The organism is Maribacter dokdonensis DSW-8 (genome assembly GCF_001447995.1).
Lineage (GTDB): Bacteria > Bacteroidota > Bacteroidia > Flavobacteriales > Flavobacteriaceae > Maribacter > Maribacter dokdonensis.
Window position 1 is genome coordinate 477,173 of the sequence record NZ_LDPE01000001.1, and the last position, 18,632, is coordinate 495,804.

General features: G+C 37.1%; 18 protein-coding genes. 7 read left to right on the forward strand and 11 right to left on the reverse strand.

Features of this window, described 5'->3' with window-relative positions; translation table 11 throughout:
- Window positions 1–8: 8 nt before the first annotated feature.
- The 9 genes from I600_RS02200 to I600_RS02240 all read right to left on the reverse strand — a co-directional run bounded on the left by I600_RS02200 (window position 9) and on the right by I600_RS02240 (window position 8,844).
- Complete coding sequence (locus I600_RS02200) at window positions 9–1,283, reverse strand: beta-ketoacyl-[acyl-carrier-protein] synthase family protein (protein ID WP_058102871.1); 1,275 nt, start codon at window positions 1,281–1,283, stop codon at window positions 9–11.
- A 3-nt stretch (window positions 1,284–1,286) separates the two neighbouring features.
- Window positions 1,287–1,724, reverse strand: a complete 438-nt coding sequence (locus I600_RS02205) for a 3-hydroxyacyl-ACP dehydratase FabZ family protein (RefSeq protein ID WP_058102872.1) — start codon at window positions 1,722–1,724, stop codon at window positions 1,287–1,289.
- 11 nt (window positions 1,725–1,735) lie between these two features.
- Window positions 1,736–2,518 carry an SDR family oxidoreductase gene (locus I600_RS02210; protein WP_058102873.1) on the reverse strand — a complete coding sequence of 261 codons (783 nt, stop codon included), beginning with the start codon at window positions 2,516–2,518 and terminating at the stop codon, window positions 1,736–1,738.
- Between the two features lie 12 nt (window positions 2,519–2,530).
- Entirely contained in the window at window positions 2,531–3,586 is a 1,056-nt protein-coding gene (locus tag I600_RS02215; RefSeq protein ID WP_058102874.1) for a type III polyketide synthase, read from the reverse strand.
- A 22-nt stretch (window positions 3,587–3,608) separates the two neighbouring features.
- Entirely contained in the window at window positions 3,609–4,316 is a 708-nt protein-coding gene (locus tag I600_RS02220; protein WP_058102875.1) for a methyltransferase domain-containing protein, read from the reverse strand.
- On the reverse strand, window positions 4,316–5,437 hold the full coding sequence (locus I600_RS02225) for an NAD(P)/FAD-dependent oxidoreductase (RefSeq protein ID WP_058102876.1): 1,122 nt from the start codon (window positions 5,435–5,437) through the stop codon (window positions 4,316–4,318). Before I600_RS02225 ends, I600_RS02220 begins: the two co-directional genes overlap by 1 nt.
- Window positions 5,438–5,518: 81 nt before the next feature.
- The gene (locus I600_RS02230; protein WP_394332422.1) at window positions 5,519–6,202 is read right to left on the reverse strand and encodes an OmpA family protein; all 684 of its coding nucleotides are present in this window, start codon (window positions 6,200–6,202) and stop codon (window positions 5,519–5,521) included.
- 37 nt (window positions 6,203–6,239) lie between these two features.
- On the reverse strand, window positions 6,240–6,719 hold the full coding sequence (locus I600_RS02235; RefSeq protein WP_058102878.1) for a lipocalin family protein: 480 nt from the start codon (window positions 6,717–6,719) through the stop codon (window positions 6,240–6,242).
- A 148-nt stretch (window positions 6,720–6,867) separates the two neighbouring features.
- The gene (locus tag I600_RS02240; RefSeq protein ID WP_058102879.1) at window positions 6,868–8,844 is read right to left on the reverse strand and encodes an alpha-ketoacid dehydrogenase subunit alpha/beta; all 1,977 of its coding nucleotides are present in this window, start codon (window positions 8,842–8,844) and stop codon (window positions 6,868–6,870) included.
- 121 nt (window positions 8,845–8,965) lie between these two features.
- Between I600_RS02240 and I600_RS02245 the strand changes: the two genes are divergently transcribed.
- The 6 genes from I600_RS02245 (at window position 8,966) to I600_RS02270 (ending at window position 15,083) form a co-directional block, all read left to right on the forward strand.
- The gene (locus I600_RS02245; protein ID WP_058102880.1) at window positions 8,966–9,916 is read left to right on the forward strand and encodes an isopenicillin N synthase family dioxygenase; all 951 of its coding nucleotides are present in this window, start codon (window positions 8,966–8,968) and stop codon (window positions 9,914–9,916) included.
- A 5-nt stretch (window positions 9,917–9,921) separates the two neighbouring features.
- Complete coding sequence (locus I600_RS02250; RefSeq protein ID WP_058102881.1) at window positions 9,922–10,251, forward strand: translation initiation factor; 330 nt, start codon at window positions 9,922–9,924, stop codon at window positions 10,249–10,251.
- 107 nt (window positions 10,252–10,358) lie between these two features.
- Complete coding sequence (locus I600_RS02255) at window positions 10,359–11,291, forward strand: DUF1835 domain-containing protein (protein ID WP_058102882.1); 933 nt, start codon at window positions 10,359–10,361, stop codon at window positions 11,289–11,291.
- Between the two features lies 1 nt (window position 11,292).
- Window positions 11,293–12,159, forward strand: coding sequence for a nucleoside phosphorylase (locus I600_RS02260; RefSeq protein ID WP_058102883.1), 867 nt, complete (start codon window positions 11,293–11,295; stop codon window positions 12,157–12,159).
- Window positions 12,160–12,214: 55 nt separating this feature from the next.
- Window positions 12,215–14,251 carry a polyphosphate kinase 1 gene (ppk1, locus tag I600_RS02265; RefSeq protein WP_058102884.1) on the forward strand — a complete coding sequence of 679 codons (2,037 nt, stop codon included), beginning with the start codon at window positions 12,215–12,217 and terminating at the stop codon, window positions 14,249–14,251.
- The gene (locus tag I600_RS02270; RefSeq protein WP_058102885.1) at window positions 14,238–15,083 is read left to right on the forward strand and encodes a substrate-binding domain-containing protein; all 846 of its coding nucleotides are present in this window, start codon (window positions 14,238–14,240) and stop codon (window positions 15,081–15,083) included. The genes ppk1 and I600_RS02270 overlap by 14 nt, the downstream gene beginning before the upstream one ends.
- A 2-nt stretch (window positions 15,084–15,085) precedes the next feature.
- On the opposite strand, the gene I600_RS02275 is transcribed toward I600_RS02270, so the two are convergent.
- The gene (locus tag I600_RS02275) at window positions 15,086–15,514 is read right to left on the reverse strand and encodes a response regulator (protein ID WP_058102886.1); all 429 of its coding nucleotides are present in this window, start codon (window positions 15,512–15,514) and stop codon (window positions 15,086–15,088) included.
- Between the two features lie 80 nt (window positions 15,515–15,594).
- Window positions 15,595–16,281 carry a uracil-DNA glycosylase gene (gene ung, locus I600_RS02280; RefSeq protein WP_058102887.1) on the reverse strand — a complete coding sequence of 229 codons (687 nt, stop codon included), beginning with the start codon at window positions 16,279–16,281 and terminating at the stop codon, window positions 15,595–15,597.
- Between the two features lie 176 nt (window positions 16,282–16,457).
- On the opposite strand from ung, the gene I600_RS02285 reads away from it, so the two are divergent.
- A complete protein-coding gene (locus I600_RS02285) occupies window positions 16,458–18,629 on the forward strand; it encodes an endonuclease MutS2 (RefSeq protein WP_058102888.1) in 2,172 nt (723 codons plus the stop codon).
- The last annotated feature ends 3 nt before the right edge of the window (window positions 18,630–18,632 follow it).

The following is an 18,632-nucleotide window of genomic DNA, read 5'->3' on the forward strand; positions in this document are numbered from 1 at the left end:
TTATAGGGTCATTTAGTAAACGCTTTAAAAATTACACAGGCATTGACATCTCCAAATCCAAAACTGGCTTTGGCTATTATACTAGGTGCATGTTCTAACGTCTTTCTTGGGATACATGAATCTGCGATCAGTTCAGTTATTTCAGGGTGAACATCTTCACAATTGATATTTTTAAAAACAACTTGTTCTTTAAATTGAAGAATAGCCGCCACACATTCTATACTACCTGCAGCTGCCAAACAATGACCTACTGCACCTTTAAAAGAATTGATTAAAGGAAAATCCGCCCCTTTTCTATTTAAGGCCACGCTCCAATTCTCAATTTCCAAGCTGTCTTTTGAGGTAGCCGTCAAATGTCCGTTAATAACATCTATATCCGATGCTTCTATACCGGCATTGACTACAGCATTCTTAATACAGCGTTGTACCGCCAAGCTATTGGGTGCTGTCATAGAACCTTCGCCTACTTGCCCTCCACTATTGATTTCCCCACCTAAAACTTCGGCGTATATGTGTGTACCACGTTCTTGCGCACTTTCTAAAGATTCTAATACCAAAGCTCCTGCCCCGCTACCCGGTATAAATCCGCTTGCAGTTGCACTCATTGACCGGCTCGCCTTTGCCGGGTCATTATTATATCCCCTAGGCAATATACGCATGGCATCAAAACCTCCCCATACATAAGGTCCGCTGTCACTACAACTACCTGTGAGCATAATTTCCGCCTTTCCTTGGCTTATTCTATCATAAGCCATAATTATACCTTCTGTTCCCGTGGTACAAGCTGCAGAATTGGTGGTCACTTGATTTCCACACCCTAACATACCCCCTAAATAAGCACTAATTCCACTTGCCATGGTTTGAATAACCGAAGTACTACCCAATCTTCTCACATTGCCATCATCTATTAAATGAATGGCTTCCCTAAATTTATCTACCCCTAGTATACCTGTTCCAAAAACAATTCCACGATCCCAACTAGGCTCATTTGTCGTGTTCTTAACAAGTCCCGCATCATTCCAAGCATCCACACCTGCAATTACACCATACACAATTCCCGAAGCATTTAGCCCCCTTCTTTCTAAGGGAGTAAAATAAGAATTGATCAAATTATCTTTCACCAAGGGCTCTCCCGCTACTTGACAACCAAAGCCAAGTTTCTCTAAATTTGGTTGATGCCTAATGCCACTTTTACCATCCAATAATGCCTGGGTAAAATCAGTAAGACCTACACCATTTGGCGCACAAACTCCTAAACCTGTAATTACAACACGTCTACCCATTAGCTATCTCATCATGCCTGCCAATATACCTTTACAGACCAGTTTATCTTGTTCATTATACATTTTTACATGGCACTTTAATTTCTGGAATCTAAAATACTTCAGTTCTGAAATTACTTTTACCCGTTCTCCAGGAAAAACAGGTAATAAAAAATCCATTTCCGAACTGCTCATACTTATACCAACCGTTTTCTCTGCCTCATCTTTCCCCATTAAATATATGCCCAAACAAACCAAACCTATTTGGGCACAACACTCCGTCAATATGACTCCAGGCGTTACAGGGTTATTCTTAAAATGACCACTATAAAAATCAGCATCAGCCTTAAACGTATATGAGCCATCAACACCAGTATCATGCGCATTTAAAATTTTATCTACAAATAAAAAAGGATGCGCATAAGGCAATTGGTCCAATATATAAGAATATGATTTTTTCATAGGTTTTACATTTACAATAAACTTTCACCACCATCTACCTTGATTACGGTACCCGTTATCCATTTTGCCTCATCAGTGGTAAGTAAATACACTGCATTGGCAATGTCTTCTGGAGTGGTTAAACGATTATTAGGGTTTCTACTCAGGGCATTTTCTTTAATTTGTTCAAAACCGGGAATCATTGATAATGATTTGGTTATTGTAATACCCGCTTGTATACAATTTGCCTTTATACCTACGGAAGCGAACTCCAGTGCAATACTTCTTGTCAATGCCTCTAATGCCACCTTAGCCACTGAAACAGCGCTATAATTAGGTAAGGCCTTGGTATTACCTTCACTGGTAAACGATATAACCCTAGTATCATCAGCAAACAACCCTGCTGTTTCCAAGGCTTTTGTCCAATCGAACAAGCTTAATGCCATTGCGTCAAAAGTTATTCTGAAATCTACATCTACTAAAGTAGGTGCTGTTTTGGAGTACATAGGCTTTAATGTGCCTTTTGCCACGCTATGTACCATTACCTTAATCTTATGCCCTAAAGGCAACTTCTGCCTTATATCATCAATAATTCCTTTTCTTTTCTCAGCATTTAAGGCATCTACATTCATTGCCAGTAATTGATTGCCTAATGCTTCAATTTCATTGAAATGTTCTTCGATGATATCCATATCTGCCCGTCTATCCCTATGAATTATGATTATATGGTAGCCATGTAAAGCCAATTTCTTTGCCGTTGCCAACCCTAACCCGCTACTACCGCCTAAAATTAATGCCCAATACCTATTTTCCATACCTAAAATATACTACCATTCTATTAATACCCGTTGTGCCGAAAATCCTGGCCCAAAACTTAGAATGAGCCCTTGCTCTCCTTCCGGAATTTTCTTATCCATGAAGCGCTCTAAAACGTAAAGCACCGTAGCACTACTCATATTTCCATAAAGACGCAATACCTCTCTAGTGTCATCAATGTTTTTCCCTAAAGCGCCAAATAAAGCTTCTACGGTCTGCACAATTTTTCTTCCACCAGGATGAAATACCAAGTGGTCTACTTTCTGAATGGAACTACCGTACTTTTCTAAAAAAGGATGTACTATTTCTGCAAAATGATCAGCAATGGTTTCGGGTACTGCGGGATCAAGTATCATTTTCAATCCGTGGTTGGTAAGGTCAAACCCCATCATTTGGGTAGCATTATGAAAATGGTACATTTCCTCTCCAATTATTTTAGGTCCAATTGCATTTTCTTCGGATGATAATAACACACATGCCGCCCCATCACCAAAAATTGCCGCACTGACCATATTTGCCATGGAATAGTCTTGAAGCTGAAAGGTTGCGGTGGGACTTTCTACCGATACCAAGGCAATGCGCTTACCCGGATTGGATTTCAAAAAATTGTGTGCATATATGAGCCCGGAAACGCCAGCTGCACAACCCATTTCTGTTACGGGAAGTCTAACTACATCTTGTCGCATACCCAATTCATTGATCAAATATGCATCTAACGATGGAATCATTATACCTGTACAACTAACCGTAATAATGTAATCTATTGATGAAGCCGCCCAATTACTTTTGCCCAAGGCTTTCTTTAAAACATTGCCCCCCATACGTTTGGCTTCTCTGCTATAAATCTTGTTCTTATCTTCAAAAGAAGTTGTTTGAAACACATCTTCCGGTGGCATAATTGAATAACGTTTATCTACCGCAGCGCCTTCAAATATTTTAACCACTTTTCTGGTAAACCGTTCCTCTTGCCCACTTAACCAATATTCAACAAGGGGAATAATATCCTCGGTATTTCTATAATACGGTGGTAATTCTTTGGTGACAGTTACAATTCTTGTGTAATTCATAGCTTTCTTAATCTTCAATCTACTACTTCTTTTTTAAAACCCATACATATCTAAATGCCCATTTCCATTGTATATGATGCGTTACATTAGAAACCTTATGAGCTATTTGTCGCAATTCATTTATTTTAATTGCTCTTCGAATAGATAATAAGCCATCTTTTTTGCCAATTTCAGTTTTTATAAAAAACCAACTAAATATTTTAAACAAGTAATAGGCAACCGGACTACGCTCCAAATCATTGATGACCACCCCAATTGAAGCTAATTGTACAAACCGATTTACAAACTTTAAAACACCATCATCCGTAAAGTGGTGAAGGGTCAATGTAGACATCACAATATCTATTTTTAAATCGGAGAAATCGTGTAAAAGAATATCAGCCTGTATATAGCTAATTTCTGGATAATCTATGGTATTCCGCTTTGCCAACTCCAGTGCTTTTGCATTTAAGTCTATTCCTATTAATTTAAGGTCAATATTCTTCTTTCTGGCTGCAGACGCAAGCTTTTTCAGCATGGTTCCATCGGAACAACCCATATCTAAAATCGTATACGATTTTTTATTTTTAAACCTAAGTAATTCAAAAACAGCATTTAAAGTAATACGGTAACCACCTAGCAAATTATTGACCCTATTAATATCATTTAATATTAACTCAAGCTCGGAGATGGTACCTTTGTAGGTATCCATAATCTCCACTTCTTCACTTCTATACTTAAAATCTATCATTAAACTATAGGCTTACCATGTGTTTTTGAAATAATATATCTTAATACTGTTATTGATCTTCCAATGGTTTTTAAGCCTATTGAAACCCATTTTTCATTTAATAATATGCCTTGTAATATTCTGCCAAACCATAATCTTCTAGCAAAATTTTTAGACCAAGCTTTCCGGTAATCTTGCTCTAAAGCAACACGACTATATTTACCTTGACCGTAAAATTGAACAATCAGTTCTGAAGCAATTTTAGCACTGTGTATTGCCATAGCCATACCATTGCCACAGAGTGGATGTATAAGTCCCGCAGTATCTCCACACATCAGCATATGGTCTACTACACTGTCTTTTTTATCAAAGGATATTTGTGCTATGGTCATGGGATTATCAAAAACAGGTTCGGAATTTTCTAGAAATTTTCTCAAAGACGGATTTTCCCCAACAATTTCCTGTGTGTAGCTATCCACATCTTTACAAGCTTTAAAACTGTTGTAGTGTGCTAAATAACAGAAATTTATTGCTCCACTTTCCGTTTGGGACAAGCCACCATAACCTCCTTTAAAATTGTGTAATGCTACTATACCCTTTGGAAAATCAGAAACCTTATAATGTGCCTTTACCGCCAACCAAGAATGCTTCTTTCTACTGAAGTTTCTATCAAGTTTCTTATCTAGTACAGAACGCTTACCATATGCACCAATGACTATTTTTGCCGTATAGTTCTTTACATTTGTTACCACGGTAAATTGATCATCTTTAAACGCCGTAGAAATTACTTTTTCAAAATAAAAAATGACCCCAAGTTCTTTTGCCCGTAGATATAGGTAATTATCAAATGCATATCTACTAATACCAAATCCGCCCAAAGGCAGTTCGGTTTCTATACTATAACCATCAATGGCACTCATACTAAACCGGGTAATTTCTATAGCTCCTTTAGCTCTTAAGTCTATACCCAAACGTTGTAAATATGGCTCAACTTCTTTAGACACATATTCACCGCATACTTTATGATGTGGATAAGTCTGTTTCTCCAATATGGCAACATCCAATCCTTCCATAGCCAAATGAACCGCGGCGCAAAGTCCCGCTAGACCACCTCCAATTATCAGTATGCTATGCTCCTTCATTGCATGGAAGTTACACCAAAAACAAAAAAGCCCTGCAAATGCAGGGCTTTTATTTTTAACTCAATACCAAACTTGAAAATCTTAGTTCGTCTGGGTTTTAGCTTCTTGTTTTAGAGACTCACTGGCAACAATTGCCAACTCCACACGTCTGTTCTTTGCTTTTCCCGCAGCGGTACTGTTATCACCAACTGGCTGTGTTTCTCCATACCATTTGGTATCAAAACGACTAGCGTCTATCCCTTGGCTTATTAAATAATTGGTTACCGACTCCGCTCTTTGCTTAGAAAGATTAAGGTTATACTCTTCTGCACCTGCACTATCAGTGTGGCCCTCTACCAAAATATTTGATTTTGGGTATTCTTTGAAAATACCAACCAATTTGTTCAATGTAGTTGCAGATGTACCTTGTACATTTGATTTATTGGTGTCAAAATAAACTCCGGCATCTTCGTTAAACGTAACATTGATACCTTCACCTACTCTTTTCACTTCTGCTCCTGGAATTTCCTCTTCTATACGCTCAGCTTGGCGGTCCATTCTATTTCCTATGTATCCACCGGCAGCGCCACCTATGGCAGCACCTAAAATTGCACCCAGAGCGGTATTATTTCCACTACCTACGTTATTTCCTAAAACACCACCGATTACGGCTCCACCCGTTGCGCCTATTACCGCACCTTTTTGGGTTTTATTTGCATTTTTTACTGTACTACAGCTCATTACCATGGCAAGAGCGATTATGTAACTAGTTTTGCGTAATATCATTGTTTTCATATACTTTATTTAATTTATAAGTAGGTAATTATTTTTTACTGAATTCATAAACTACGTTCACGGGTGATCCTTCTACCATAACGTTAGACTTTAGGGTCATTGCATACTCCGTAAGGTTTTCAATATTTAAACGGTAACCCGCACCTCCGGAAATATCTTGGTTTTTCTCGTTAATGAATTTGAACTGTAGTTGGCTTGTATAATTTTCTTCACGTTCTACAACAGACCATCTAATATAACGATCGCCCCCTGTACAAAAAGTGGATTGGTCAATGGTATATCTACCAGTGCTGTTATTATCTCTAAAGAACCATTCGCTGCCCTCTAAACAAATATCTTCAACATCATTGAACAAAACAGCCTTAACATTGCCCGTATTACCCTCAAAAGAAACATTGTTCAAGGTCCAAGTACCGCTTAGTAGATTGCGCTTGCCCCTAGCATCCTTCGAAATTGAGCATGAGGATATTAAGAGTACCACACTAAAAAGCAAAATCATTTTTTTCATAAGTAAATTATTTAGGTTTGATCTATATACGTCGTTTGTCATTATTTGGACGGAAACTTTTTATATTTTCGACCAATTGACACTGCAAAGATGCTCTTAAACAATCATACTTATTACCTCTTTTAACATTTTTGTTGACCTGTTTCCTTTAATAAGCTATGAGCTCTAACAAATCTTTTTCAAACCTAGATTTTGCAAGATACTGTGCTTCCAGTTCGGCATTAAAAGGTATTGGCGTTTCTAAGCTACCAACTCTTTTTATTGGACCATCCAGGTACTCAAAACAATTCTCCATGACCATTGCAGAAATATCACTTGCAATTCCGCCGAAAAGGCTATCTTCCTGTAGTATTATAACTTTTCCTGTTCTTATAACCGAATCATAAATAGCTTTTGTATCTAGGGGTTGCAAGGTTCTTAAATCCAATACATCTGCCCTAATTTCCGTATGATCATCTAAAGTTTCCAATGCCCAGTGCACTCCTGCACCATAGGTAATAATAGTTATTTGATCTCCCTGCCTTAAAAGACTGGCTTCCCCCAAGGGAAGGGTATAGTAATCAACAGGTACTTCTTGGTATACACTTCTGTACAACCCTTTATGTTCAAAAAACAATACCGGATTCGGATCTTCAATTGACGTAGCAAGCAATCCTTTTGCATCATATGGAAACGCGGGGTACACAACTTTTAAACCGGGTGTTTTGGTAAACCATGCTTCATTGGTCTGGGAGTGAAAAGGACCTGCCGCTACCCCACCACCACAGGGCATTCGTATAACTACATCTGCGTTTTCTCCCCATCTGTAATAGCTCTTTGCCAAATAATTTACAATAGGATTAAATCCGCTACTGGCAAAATCCGCAAATTGCATTTCCATAACCGCCTTCATACCGTTTATGGACAAACCCATAGAAGCCGAAACAATTGCCGATTCGCAAATAGGTGTATTGCGTACTCTCTCTTTACCAAAATCGTTAACGAACCCGTCGGTAATTTTAAATACCCCACCGTATTCAGCGACATCTTGTCCCATTATCACCAGGTTATCAAACTTCTTCATAGCCTGTCTCAAACCTTCTGATATGGCATCTACCAAACGGATTTTTGTAATAAATTTACTAGGTCTAACTTCTTTATAATCAAATTTTTGATACACATCACCTAACTCTATAGTTTCATTAGGTTTAATAGTATCCTCAGCAAAAGCAATTCTCAAATGTTCATCAATTTCTACCTGTATTTCAGTTTTGTAAGCCGCTATACTTTCTGGGGTCAACAAATTTTCGCCGATTAAATAAGTCGTAAAATTTTCTAGCGGATCTTTAGCCGCCCAGGTATCTAGAAGCTCTTGAGGCACATATTTTGTTCCACTGGCCTCTTCATGTCCGCGCATGCGAAACGTCTTAAATTCCAACAAAATTGGTCTTGGATTTATACGCATATCCCTTACCAAATGAGCAACTTTAAAATAAACTTCTAAAATATTGTTCCCGTCAATAATATGCGATTCCATACCATAACCCACACCTTTATCGGCAATATTATCACACTTAAACTGCTCGTTTGTGGGAGTAGACAATCCATACCCATTGTTTTCAACACAAAAAAGTACAGGAAGTTCCCAAACAGCGGCGACATTTAACGCTTCATGAAAATCTCCTTCACTAGTTGCTCCTTCCCCTGTGAATACAGCAGTTACTTTTTTCTCCTTTTTGAGTTTATGAGCCAAAGCGATACCATCCGCAACACCTAACTGCGGACCTAAATGAGAGATCATACCGATAATCTTGAAATCTTGTGTGCCAAAATGAAAGCTACGGTCCCTACCCTGTGTAAATCCGCTAGCTTTACCTTGCCATTGGGCAAATAATCTATATAATGGAATTTCCCTGGTTGTAAAAACACCCAAGTTTCTATGCATGGGCAATATATATTCATCTTCCTTTAAAGCTGTAGTTACCCCAACAGAAATAGCCTCTTGACCAATACCGCTAAACCATTTGGAAATTTTGCCCTGTCTCAGTAATATCAACATTTTCTCCTCTACCATACGAGGTTTAAGCATTGATTTATAAAGTTTTAACTTAACGTCTTCCGTTACTTTAAAATCGGTGTAATTCATTGATAAGGTCAATTTAGACTATTAAACTATAAATGTAACAAAAATGGATATAGCAAGTATCGATTATAACAACGCTATTAAATCAGCAATAATTATTAATTTTACGTAAAATCTTTAAAATATGAGTTTGGTACCTAGTGTAGACTTGACTGACTTTCTTTCGGAAGATCCAAAAAGAAAACAGAAATTTATAAATGAAATTGGAAAAGCCTTTGAAGAGATTGGCTTTGTTGCGTTGGGCGGACATTTCCTGTCCGATGAGCTGGTAGATTCGCTTTATGCAGAGATAAAAGCTTTTTTTGATTTACCTGATGATGTAAAAGACGGGTACCAAATTGAAGGCATAGGCGGGCAACGTGGTTATACTTCTTTTGGTAAAGAACATGCCAAAGGTAGAAAAGAAGGTGATTTAAAAGAGTTTTGGCATTTTGGACAGTATGTTGAGGATAATGATAAGTTAGAAAAGGAATATCCTGCAAATGTCATTGTAAAAGAATTACCTGAGTTTAACAAAGTAGGTAAGGAAACGTATAAAATGTTGGAAAAAACGGCAAAATACGTTTTACGTGCATTGGCCCTTCACTTAAACTTAGATGAGTTTTATTTTGATAACTTCATCAAAAACGGAAATTCAATTTTACGTCCAATCCACTACCCTCCTATAAAGACAGAGCCAAAGAATGCCGTTAGAGCTGCTGCACATGGCGATATAAATTTGATTACCCTTTTAATGGGTGCACATGGTAAAGGTTTACAAGTGCAAAACCACGAAGGCGAATGGGTAGATGCCATTGCAAAACCAGATGAGTTAATGATCAACGTTGGCGATATGCTGTCACGATTAACAAATAATAAATTGCTTTCCACAATCCATCAGGTGGTTAACCCTCCTAAGGAACTTTGGGGCACTTCTAGATATTCTGTTCCGTTCTTTATGCATCCTGTTAGCGAAATGCCGTTAAACTGTTTAGAGAACTGTATTGATGATGAACATCCTAAACTATATGAAGATATTACCGCTGGAGAATTTTTACATGAAAGATTAATTGAGTTAGGGTTAATTAAAAAATAATAACCATGGATCTAAAAGACCAGTTAAAAAATCTTTTTCCAGACCACAAACCCGAAGAAAATGAGGTAGAAAATAAGGCGGACAACCCTATTTGGCTTCAAGACGACCCAATAATCTGTAAGTACGAAAAACGCAAAGGTAAACCCATAACAATATTGGAAGGTTATACCGGTGCAGACGAAGATTTTAAGAAATTAGCCAAAGAACTAAAGACGAAATTGAGTGTTGGTGGCAGTTTTAAGGACGATAAAATTATAATTCAAGGAGATTATCGCGATAAAATCATGTCAATACTTAAAGATAAAGGCTTTGCAGTGAAGCGTGTAGGCGGTTAATTTAACATTATTTCAGTCTTTAAAACTATCATTTGTTTTCTGTTAAATAATTTTATAACGTTGTTATAAGTATTATTTTTAATCATTCTAACTAAATCAAACCTGGTATGAGTTCTCTCTTACACATTACCAATGGAGATGTTTTTACCGAACGCCTTCAGAAATTAAATTTAGACGGTGACGTCATTACATGGCGCGAAATGCTTTGTGAAGGCCAAACACTGCCCAACGTAGGTACGGAAACATTTTGGAAAGCACGTTTTGAGTTTCTCCATAAAAATTATAAAGTTTCAAAATCGTGGTTTATAGAAAAGACACTTAAAGAATACAGATCGCTCTGTAGTCATAAACAACAAGATCATATCGTACTTTGGTTCGAATATGATCTTTTTTGTCAAGTGAATATGCTAGCGGTCATTAGCTGGCTTCTCACCCATAGAAAATATGCCCAAATATCTTTGGTATGTAGTGGTAAGGAAGATGAATCAGATAAGATGTATAGCCTTAACGAGCTATCTGACGAACAATTATTGGGTCTTTACAAAAACAAAAAGGTATTAACACAAGATGATACCGAATATGCCGATTATGTTTGGCAACTTTACTGTAGCAATAACCCTATACGATTAGAAAACCTGACCGACTTTAAGGATTATCAGTTTGATTATTTAGGTGATGCCGTAAAATCCCACTTAAAACGTTTTCCAAGCATTAATAACGGACTTAATGATATGGAAAATACCATTTTAAAATTGGCCATTGACAAAAAACCAAAGTCCAAAACAGAATACATGGATGTGCTGCTTAAAAATCAGGGAAATCTTGGTTTTTCCAATACTCAATATGATCGTGCCATAACACGATTAAAACCTTTGATCACCAGCTTAAATCCTGTCCGTATTTCCAAAAAAGGAAAGGAAATCCTAGAAGGCAAAACAAGCTATTATTCTTGTATTCAAGACAACGATGTGTATTTAGGAGGTGCTTTAAAGTACAATTTCCTCTATAACACCACTACGAACCGAATCTTAAAATTATAGCATGCAACTAAAGCCTGCTGAGCTTGTCATCAATGAAGATGGCAGTATTTATCATCTGAATTTATTACCAGAAGATATTGCAACCACAGTTATCACGGTTGGCGACCCAGATAGGGTTGGTCAGGTTTCCCGTTTTTTTGATACCATTGAGGTCAGAAAAGGAAAACGGGAATTCCATACCCATACCGGGCATTTGAACGGCAAACGAATTTCTGTTATTTCTACCGGCATAGGTACGGATAATATTGATATTGTCTTAAACGAGTTGGATGCATTGGTTAACATTGATTTTAAGACAAGAACATTAAAAAAAGAGCACACTTCTTTAAATATTATTAGAATAGGGACCAGTGGCGCCATACAACCCAACATACCCATTGATTCGTTTTTAATAAGTGAATATGCTATAGGATTTGATGGGCTTCTGCATTTCTATGAGCACAGTAACATTAATTATCCAGAAATAGAAGAATCATTCATAGCACACACCTCTTGGCATAAGACCAAAGCAAGGCCATACGTGCTATCCTACTCAAAAAAACTAGGTGAACTGTTTACGGATAATCGTATACGATTAGGATTCACAGCAACAAATACAGGGTTCTACGGTCCTCAACAGCGACAATTAAGAATTAAGCCAAGTCAAATGGAATTAATGGAGAAACTATCATCTTTTTCCTATAATGCTCTTCGGTTGACCAACCTTGAGATGGAAACTTCGGGTATTTATGCCCTTTCACAGCTACTAGATCACGAGGCCGTATCACTAAATTGTATTTTAGCCAACAGGTCAACCGGGGAGTTCTCTACTACCCCAACCGCTTCGGTAGATAAACTTATTGAGTTCTGTTTGGAAAGATTGGCTTAACATAGATTTACAATAATCTTAAAATTGCACTACTTATTTTTACGCAAATCTTACAATGAAAAAAGACAATTTAAAGCATAGGGATATTAATTGGCTCTATTTTAACGAGCGTGTTCTACTTGAAGCTAAAAGTGATGACACACCGTTGTTAGAACGATTAAAGTTTTTGGCGATATTCTCATCTAATCTAGATGAATATTTTAAGGTTCGTGTCTCTCAGCTTCGTCAAATTAAAAATCTTGATAAAAAGTTTCGTAAAAAATTAATTTTCAAGGCAAATTCTACCTTACAGCATATTTTACAAACCGTAAACGAACAACAAGTACAATTTGGCAAAGTCATAGCTTCTACCCTAGCTCAATTGGAAGAACATGACATATTCATTAAGAATTCCAAAAACATTAGTGAAAATCAGAAGCAATTTTTAGAAGAGCTGTTTTTGAATGACATAAAAGATGCATGTGAGATTCATGAGGAAAATGCATTTTTAACCGATGGTGCGCTTTATTTAGTAGTAGCACACCCTGGAGATGAATATAGCCTTGTTAAAATACCAACAGATGGACAAGAACGTTTTATTCCTATTCCAGGAGGTGGCCATCAATTTTGCTATATAGATGATGCCATAAGGCTTAACATTGATAAATTTCTTCCGTCAAAAGAGGTCCTTGGTTGTTATTCTATTAAACTATCTAGAGATGCGGAATTATATTTGGATGACGATTACTCTGATGTAGAACTTGTTGAGAAAATTTACAATTCTTTGGACAAACGCCTATCCGGTCAGGCCACCAGACTACTTTATGATGAGTCAATGCCAAATTGGCTAATAGATTCATTGAAACGTGATTTTAAACTGGGAGACGTTGATCTTTCACCAGGCGGCACTTACCATAATTTATCCGATTTTTTCTCTTTTCCCGCTCCAGAAGGAACTGCACATTTACAATACCAAGAGAAACCGGCATTGCCTCACCCAGAATTATCATTTACAACGGATATATTTAATAGTATCGCCACAAAAGACCAATTGGTACATTTTCCGTACCAAGATTTTAAGGTGGTTGAAGATTTTTTGACAGCAGCAGCCACAGACCCACAGGTAAAAGCTATAAAAATGACCATTTACCGTATTGCCAAGTCATCATCTCTAGCAGATGCCATATTGACCGCATTGGATAATAATAAAGAGGTCACTTTATTCGTAGAGGCACAAGCAAGGTTCGATGAAGCCAATAACATTAAATGGGGACGTATTTTTGAGGAGAAAGGCGCTAAAGTAATTTTCAGCATACCACAAGTAAAGGTGCATTCAAAAATTGCCATGGTATATAGAACGGAGGGTGAAATTGAAAAGCGCTATGCCTATATTGGCACTGGTAATTTTAATGCCAAAACATCCAAAATTTATTGTGATCACGGTTTATTTACTGCTCATAAGAAAATAACCAAAGATTTAAGCCAGGTGTTTCAGGTGCTGGAACGTAAATTGATCGTACCTAAATTGAAGCGTTTAATGGTTTCGCCGTTTACAACCAGAATTACGTTTATGAACCTTATTCAAAATGAGATTACGGCGGCATTAAACGGAAAGAAAGCTGGTATTACTGCGAAAATGAACAGCCTTGAAGATTCTAACATGATCAAGGCATTGTACAGAGCTGCTAATGCAGGTGTCCATGTTAGATTAATCGTAAGAGGGTTCTGTTGCTATTTAACATCTAACGAAAACCCTAGTGACGGCATGAAAGATAACGTGTACATTACTAGTATTGTAGATCGGTATTTGGAACATGGGCGTATCTATTTATTTGAAAATGGCGGAGACGAACTAATGTACATTGGCTCAGCTGATTGGATGACCCGTAACCTTGATAGAAGAATTGAGGTATTAACACCTATTTTAGACGAGGACATCTTTAACGAATTGAAGCATATTCTGTCATTGCAGCTTGATGACAATCAAAAAGCACGTATACTTGATGTAAACAACACCAACAAAAAAGTTGATATGGCAGATGGTGACGCCCCAATACGATCACAATACGCCATCTATGACTATCTAAAAAGTAAATTGAATGAAAACGGTTAAGATAATTGGAGTTCCAGAACATTTTAACCTTCCTTGGCATCTAGCCATTGAAGAAGGTGCTTTTGAGGAGCGTGGTATTCAACTTGAATGGACAGATATACCTGAAGGAACAGGTAAAATGAGCCAAATGCTAAAAGATGGCGAAACAGATCTGGCAATCATTTTGACAGAAGGTATTGTTAAGAGCATCACCGAAGGTAACCCCGTAAAAATTATTCAAGAATATATTGCATCTCCCCTGCTTTGGGGTATACATGTAGACGCCAAAAGTTCGTTCCAATCATTAAATGAGTTAGAAAATACCACTGCAGCCATTAGTCGCTTTGGTAGTGGCAGCCATTTAATGGCTTACGTTCAAGCTAAGCAAATGGGATGGGACACCCATAATTTAAAATTCAACATTATAAACAATCTTGAAGGTGCAATTAATGGTTTAGCTTCTGGTGATGCCGATTATTTTATGTGGGAGCGTTTTACCACAAAGCCATTGGTAGATAAAGGAACTTTTAGACATTTAGGAAATTGCCCTACACCATGGCCTTGTTTTGTTCTTGTAGGTACCAACACCTTTCTTGAAGAAAATAACGGAATTCTAGATCATATACTTGAGATAATCAATACCTATACTAGAGAATTTAAACAAATACCTAAAATAGATACTACGCTAGCAAATAGGTATCATCAACAATTGGAAGACATTCAAGAGTGGTTGCAAATAACCGATTGGAGTCAAAAACAGCTACCCGCAGAGACTTTGACCCATGTACAAAACACATTACGGGAACTAAATCTTATAGTAGATTCAATTCCCGTAACAGATATTTTAAAATAGTTTTAGATTGTCGCTAAACTAAAATGCTTTTGAATTAATGCTTTAAAGGTATCATCTGACAAAGGCTTTTGCGCATAATCGGCAACATATTTGTTTGTATTAGCTCTCTCTTTATCGTCTTTATTATCACTAATTGTAACTAGAACAATGGTTATTTGATCTTTAAGCTTTTTAGGAACCATATCCTCATAAGCTTTCATGAACTGCCAACCGTCCATCACCGGCATTCTAAGGTCTAACATGACCATACAAGGTAATTCTAACTGCTCTTGACCTTTACCTAGAATAAAATCTAAAGCTTCTTGACCGTTTAATGCAGAATTAATATTGACGTCCATATCCAGCTTATTGATAAAAATAGAATGCAAGAAGTTGCTTGCATCATCATCATCGACCAGTAAAATGGTATTCAGCCTGTCTAAGTTATTCATTTAAGTAGTTTTAGTTTGTTTGATTGAGTGGTGTACCTTTTGATACCTACTAAATTTAAAGCATTTATTTATTATCTAACTTACCACGTTATCATTTTATTGCCTAAATCATTCAAAATTTTATTACTGGCAGAAAAATGTCCATTATCAAACCAGTACCCACGATTAGCACTTAATGGCGATGGGTGACCCGATGTTAAAATCGAATGCTTCTTTGCATTGATCAGTTTCGCTTTTTTTTTGGCAAAGCCACCCCATAATAGAAAAATCAATTGCTCTCTGTTTTCTGAAAGCGATCTTATAACAGCATCGGTAAATGTTTCCCACCCCTTTTTCTGATGACTTCCGGCTTCATGTTCCCGTACGGTAAGCGTAGCATTTAATAATAAAACACCCTGTTTAGCCCAATCTTCAAGATTTCCACTCTGTGGGTATGTTTTGCCTATATCATTTTCCAGTTCCTTAAATATATTCACTAATGATGGCGGATGTTTTACACCATCCTTTACCGAAAAACATAATCCATTAGCTTGATTAGGACCATGGTAGGGATCCTGCCCTATAATTACAACTTTTACATCATTAAAATCACAATAATCAAATGCCGCAAAGATGTCATTTTTACCGGGGTAGCAAGTGTGCTCACTATACTCATTGTACACAAATTGTATAAGATCTTTAAAATAAGGCTTTTCAAATTCACCCTTGAGTTGATGTCGCCAACTTGGAACTAGTTTATTTTGTAAGGTATTCAATAGATCATTCATCTTTTTCAAATGTAATATTATGATTATCACAAGTCAACTCATGTCATAACAATTAAATACTAAACATAATTCCATTAATTAGACCCAGAACACATTTCATCGGATCAGCCGATAATTGCTCCATCTATTAAATTTCATTGTCAATGTGTACCTTTGCCACTTATTATTAAGATAACGTGGCCAACATACATTCCAAAACATTACAAGACCTAGAATTTCCATCGGTATTACAACAAGTATCCCTTAGGTGCCATACTGAACTAGGTAAAGAAACCGCTTTACAAATTGCCCCTTTCATTACGGAAGAGGTTATCAAAATTGAACTGGGCAAAACTGCTGAATACCTATCTTCATTAGTAAGTGAAAATCGTATTCCAAATCATGGTTTTGATAGTATCAATGCCGATCTAAAGCTATTGAAAATTGAAAACACCACTTTAGAACTCCAAGGTTTTAAACGTATAGCCAGTATTTGCTTAACGGTTGCACAACATCAAAAATTTTTTAAAAAATTCAAGGATTACTATCCATTATTAAATGATTTTGCCGTTAAACTTGAACCCAATACTGAAATACCCAATCTAATCAATGGCGTAATTGATCGATTTGGAGAGGTTAAAGACAATGCCTCCGATCAGTTATTTGCCATAAGACGGCAAATTAATGCCGTAAGGGGAAAAATCAGCCAAAGTTTTGGTGCTGCCCTTAACACCTACCAAGCCTCGGATTACCTTGATGAAATAAGGGAATCGGTCGTAGAAAATAGACGCGTGTTGGCGGTCAAGGCCATGTACCGTAAAAAAATCAAAGGTGCCGTCATGGGTACATCAAAGACAGGAAGTATAGTTTACATAGAACCGGAAGCGGCCTTAAAGTACAGCAGAGAGCTAAACAACCTAGAATTTGAAGAGAAGAAAGAAGTACAGCGTATCCTTAAGCTGTTAACTTCCCAAATTAGACCATTTAGAGCTCTTTTAAGCGCATATCAAGAATTTCTAACACAAATAGATGTCATAGCAGCAAAAGCTAAGTACGCTGAAGATATCAACGCTTTAATGCCTGAAATCAATGCAGACAATAGGTTGTACCTGAGGGAAGCATATCATCCGTTGTTATTTTTAAACAATAAGCGCAAAGGGGAAAAGACTTTTCCACAGACTATAGAACTTCATCAAGAAAACAGGATCATTGTTATTTCCGGTCCCAATGCTGGTGGTAAGAGTATTACATTAAAAACCATTGGCTTGCTTCAAGTAATGCTTCAAAGCGGAATGTTGATACCTGTTCACGAGAGAAGTGAAGTTTGCTTCTTTAAAAAGATTTTAACTGATATAGGAGACAACCAAAGTATTGAAAACCACTTAAGTACATATAGTTATCGTTTAAAGAACATGAACCAGTTTTTAAAGCGGTGCGATGATAACACCCTGTTTTTAATAGATGAATTTGGAACAGGTAGTGACCCTGAATTGGGCGGTGCGCTTGCCGAAGCGTTTTTAGAAGTGTTTTATGAACGCGGGTCTTACGGAGTCATAACTACACACTATGCCAATTTAAAGGCTCTTGCCAATGAATTACCGCACGTAACCAATGCCAATATGCTTTTTGACGGCAAAACATTGGAACCTACCTTTCAATTAATTTTAGGACAAGCCGGTAGTTCATTTACTTTTGAAGTAGCCCAAAAAAATGGTATCCCCTATTCATTGATCAACAAGGCGAAAAAGAAAATTGAACGAGGTAAAGTAAGGTTTGATGCCACCATTGCAAAATTGCAGAAAGAACGCAATAAAATGGCGCAAACAGGGTCTAGATTAAAAGAGGAAGAAGACAAGGCCAGAGAAGAAAGTCAGCGTTTGGAAAAACTAAATGCAAAAATAAAATCTAAACTTGAAAACTATCAAGAGCTCTACGATCATGATCAGCGAATGATCCAATTGGGGAACAAAGTAAACGTTGCTGCAGACAAATATTTTCAAGACAATAAGAAACGACCTTTGGTTTCTGAACTTTTGCGAATTGTAGAAACAGAAAACAGTAAAAGAAAAAAGAAAACGGCGCACCAGGCCAAATTGGAAAGAGCCAAAAAAGCTCAAGTTGCACAGGAAGTACAAAAAGAAGTAAAGGTAATTCGCGAGAAAAAGAAGGTAGAGAAGAAAAAGGCGATTATTAAAGAAAGGAATAAACCAAGACCAGTTTTTAAGGTTGGTGATCGGGTACGTATGCAAGATGGTAAAGCTGTTGGGAGCATAGATTCTCTAGAAAAAGGGAAAGCAATTGTTAATTATGGCATTTTCACCACCAATGTCAGTGTTGACCAATTAGAAATGGTTGAAAAGAAAAAATAGCTT

Coding starts and splice junctions, on each gene's coding strand:
- ppk1 (WP_058102884.1), top strand. CDS start 12,215: ATGAAAAAAGACAATTTAAAGCATAGGGATATTAATTGGCTCTATTTT.
- I600_RS02230 (WP_394332422.1), bottom strand. CDS start 6,202: ATGATATTACGCAAAACTAGTTACATAATCGCTCTTGCCATGGTAATG.
- I600_RS02250 (WP_058102881.1), top strand. CDS start 9,922: ATGGATCTAAAAGACCAGTTAAAAAATCTTTTTCCAGACCACAAACCC.
- I600_RS02205 (WP_058102872.1), bottom strand. CDS start 1,724: ATGAAAAAATCATATTCTTATATATTGGACCAATTGCCTTATGCGCAT.
- I600_RS02255 (WP_058102882.1), top strand. CDS start 10,359: ATGAGTTCTCTCTTACACATTACCAATGGAGATGTTTTTACCGAACGC.
- I600_RS02240 (WP_058102879.1), bottom strand. CDS start 8,844: ATGAATTACACCGATTTTAAAGTAACGGAAGACGTTAAGTTAAAACTT.
- I600_RS02220 (WP_058102875.1), bottom strand. CDS start 4,316: ATGATAGATTTTAAGTATAGAAGTGAAGAAGTGGAGATTATGGATACC.
- I600_RS02215 (WP_058102874.1), bottom strand. CDS start 3,586: ATGAATTACACAAGAATTGTAACTGTCACCAAAGAATTACCACCGTAT.
- I600_RS02270 (WP_058102885.1), top strand. CDS start 14,238: ATGAAAACGGTTAAGATAATTGGAGTTCCAGAACATTTTAACCTTCCT.
- I600_RS02275 (WP_058102886.1), bottom strand. CDS start 15,514: ATGAATAACTTAGACAGGCTGAATACCATTTTACTGGTCGATGATGAT.
- I600_RS02245 (WP_058102880.1), top strand. CDS start 8,966: ATGAGTTTGGTACCTAGTGTAGACTTGACTGACTTTCTTTCGGAAGAT.
- I600_RS02225 (WP_058102876.1), bottom strand. CDS start 5,437: ATGAAGGAGCATAGCATACTGATAATTGGAGGTGGTCTAGCGGGACTT.
- I600_RS02235 (WP_058102878.1), bottom strand. CDS start 6,719: ATGAAAAAAATGATTTTGCTTTTTAGTGTGGTACTCTTAATATCCTCA.
- I600_RS02210 (WP_058102873.1), bottom strand. CDS start 2,518: ATGGAAAATAGGTATTGGGCATTAATTTTAGGCGGTAGTAGCGGGTTA.
- ung (WP_058102887.1), bottom strand. CDS start 16,281: ATGAATGATCTATTGAATACCTTACAAAATAAACTAGTTCCAAGTTGG.
- I600_RS02260 (WP_058102883.1), top strand. CDS start 11,293: ATGCAACTAAAGCCTGCTGAGCTTGTCATCAATGAAGATGGCAGTATT.
- I600_RS02200 (WP_058102871.1), bottom strand. CDS start 1,283: ATGGGTAGACGTGTTGTAATTACAGGTTTAGGAGTTTGTGCGCCAAAT.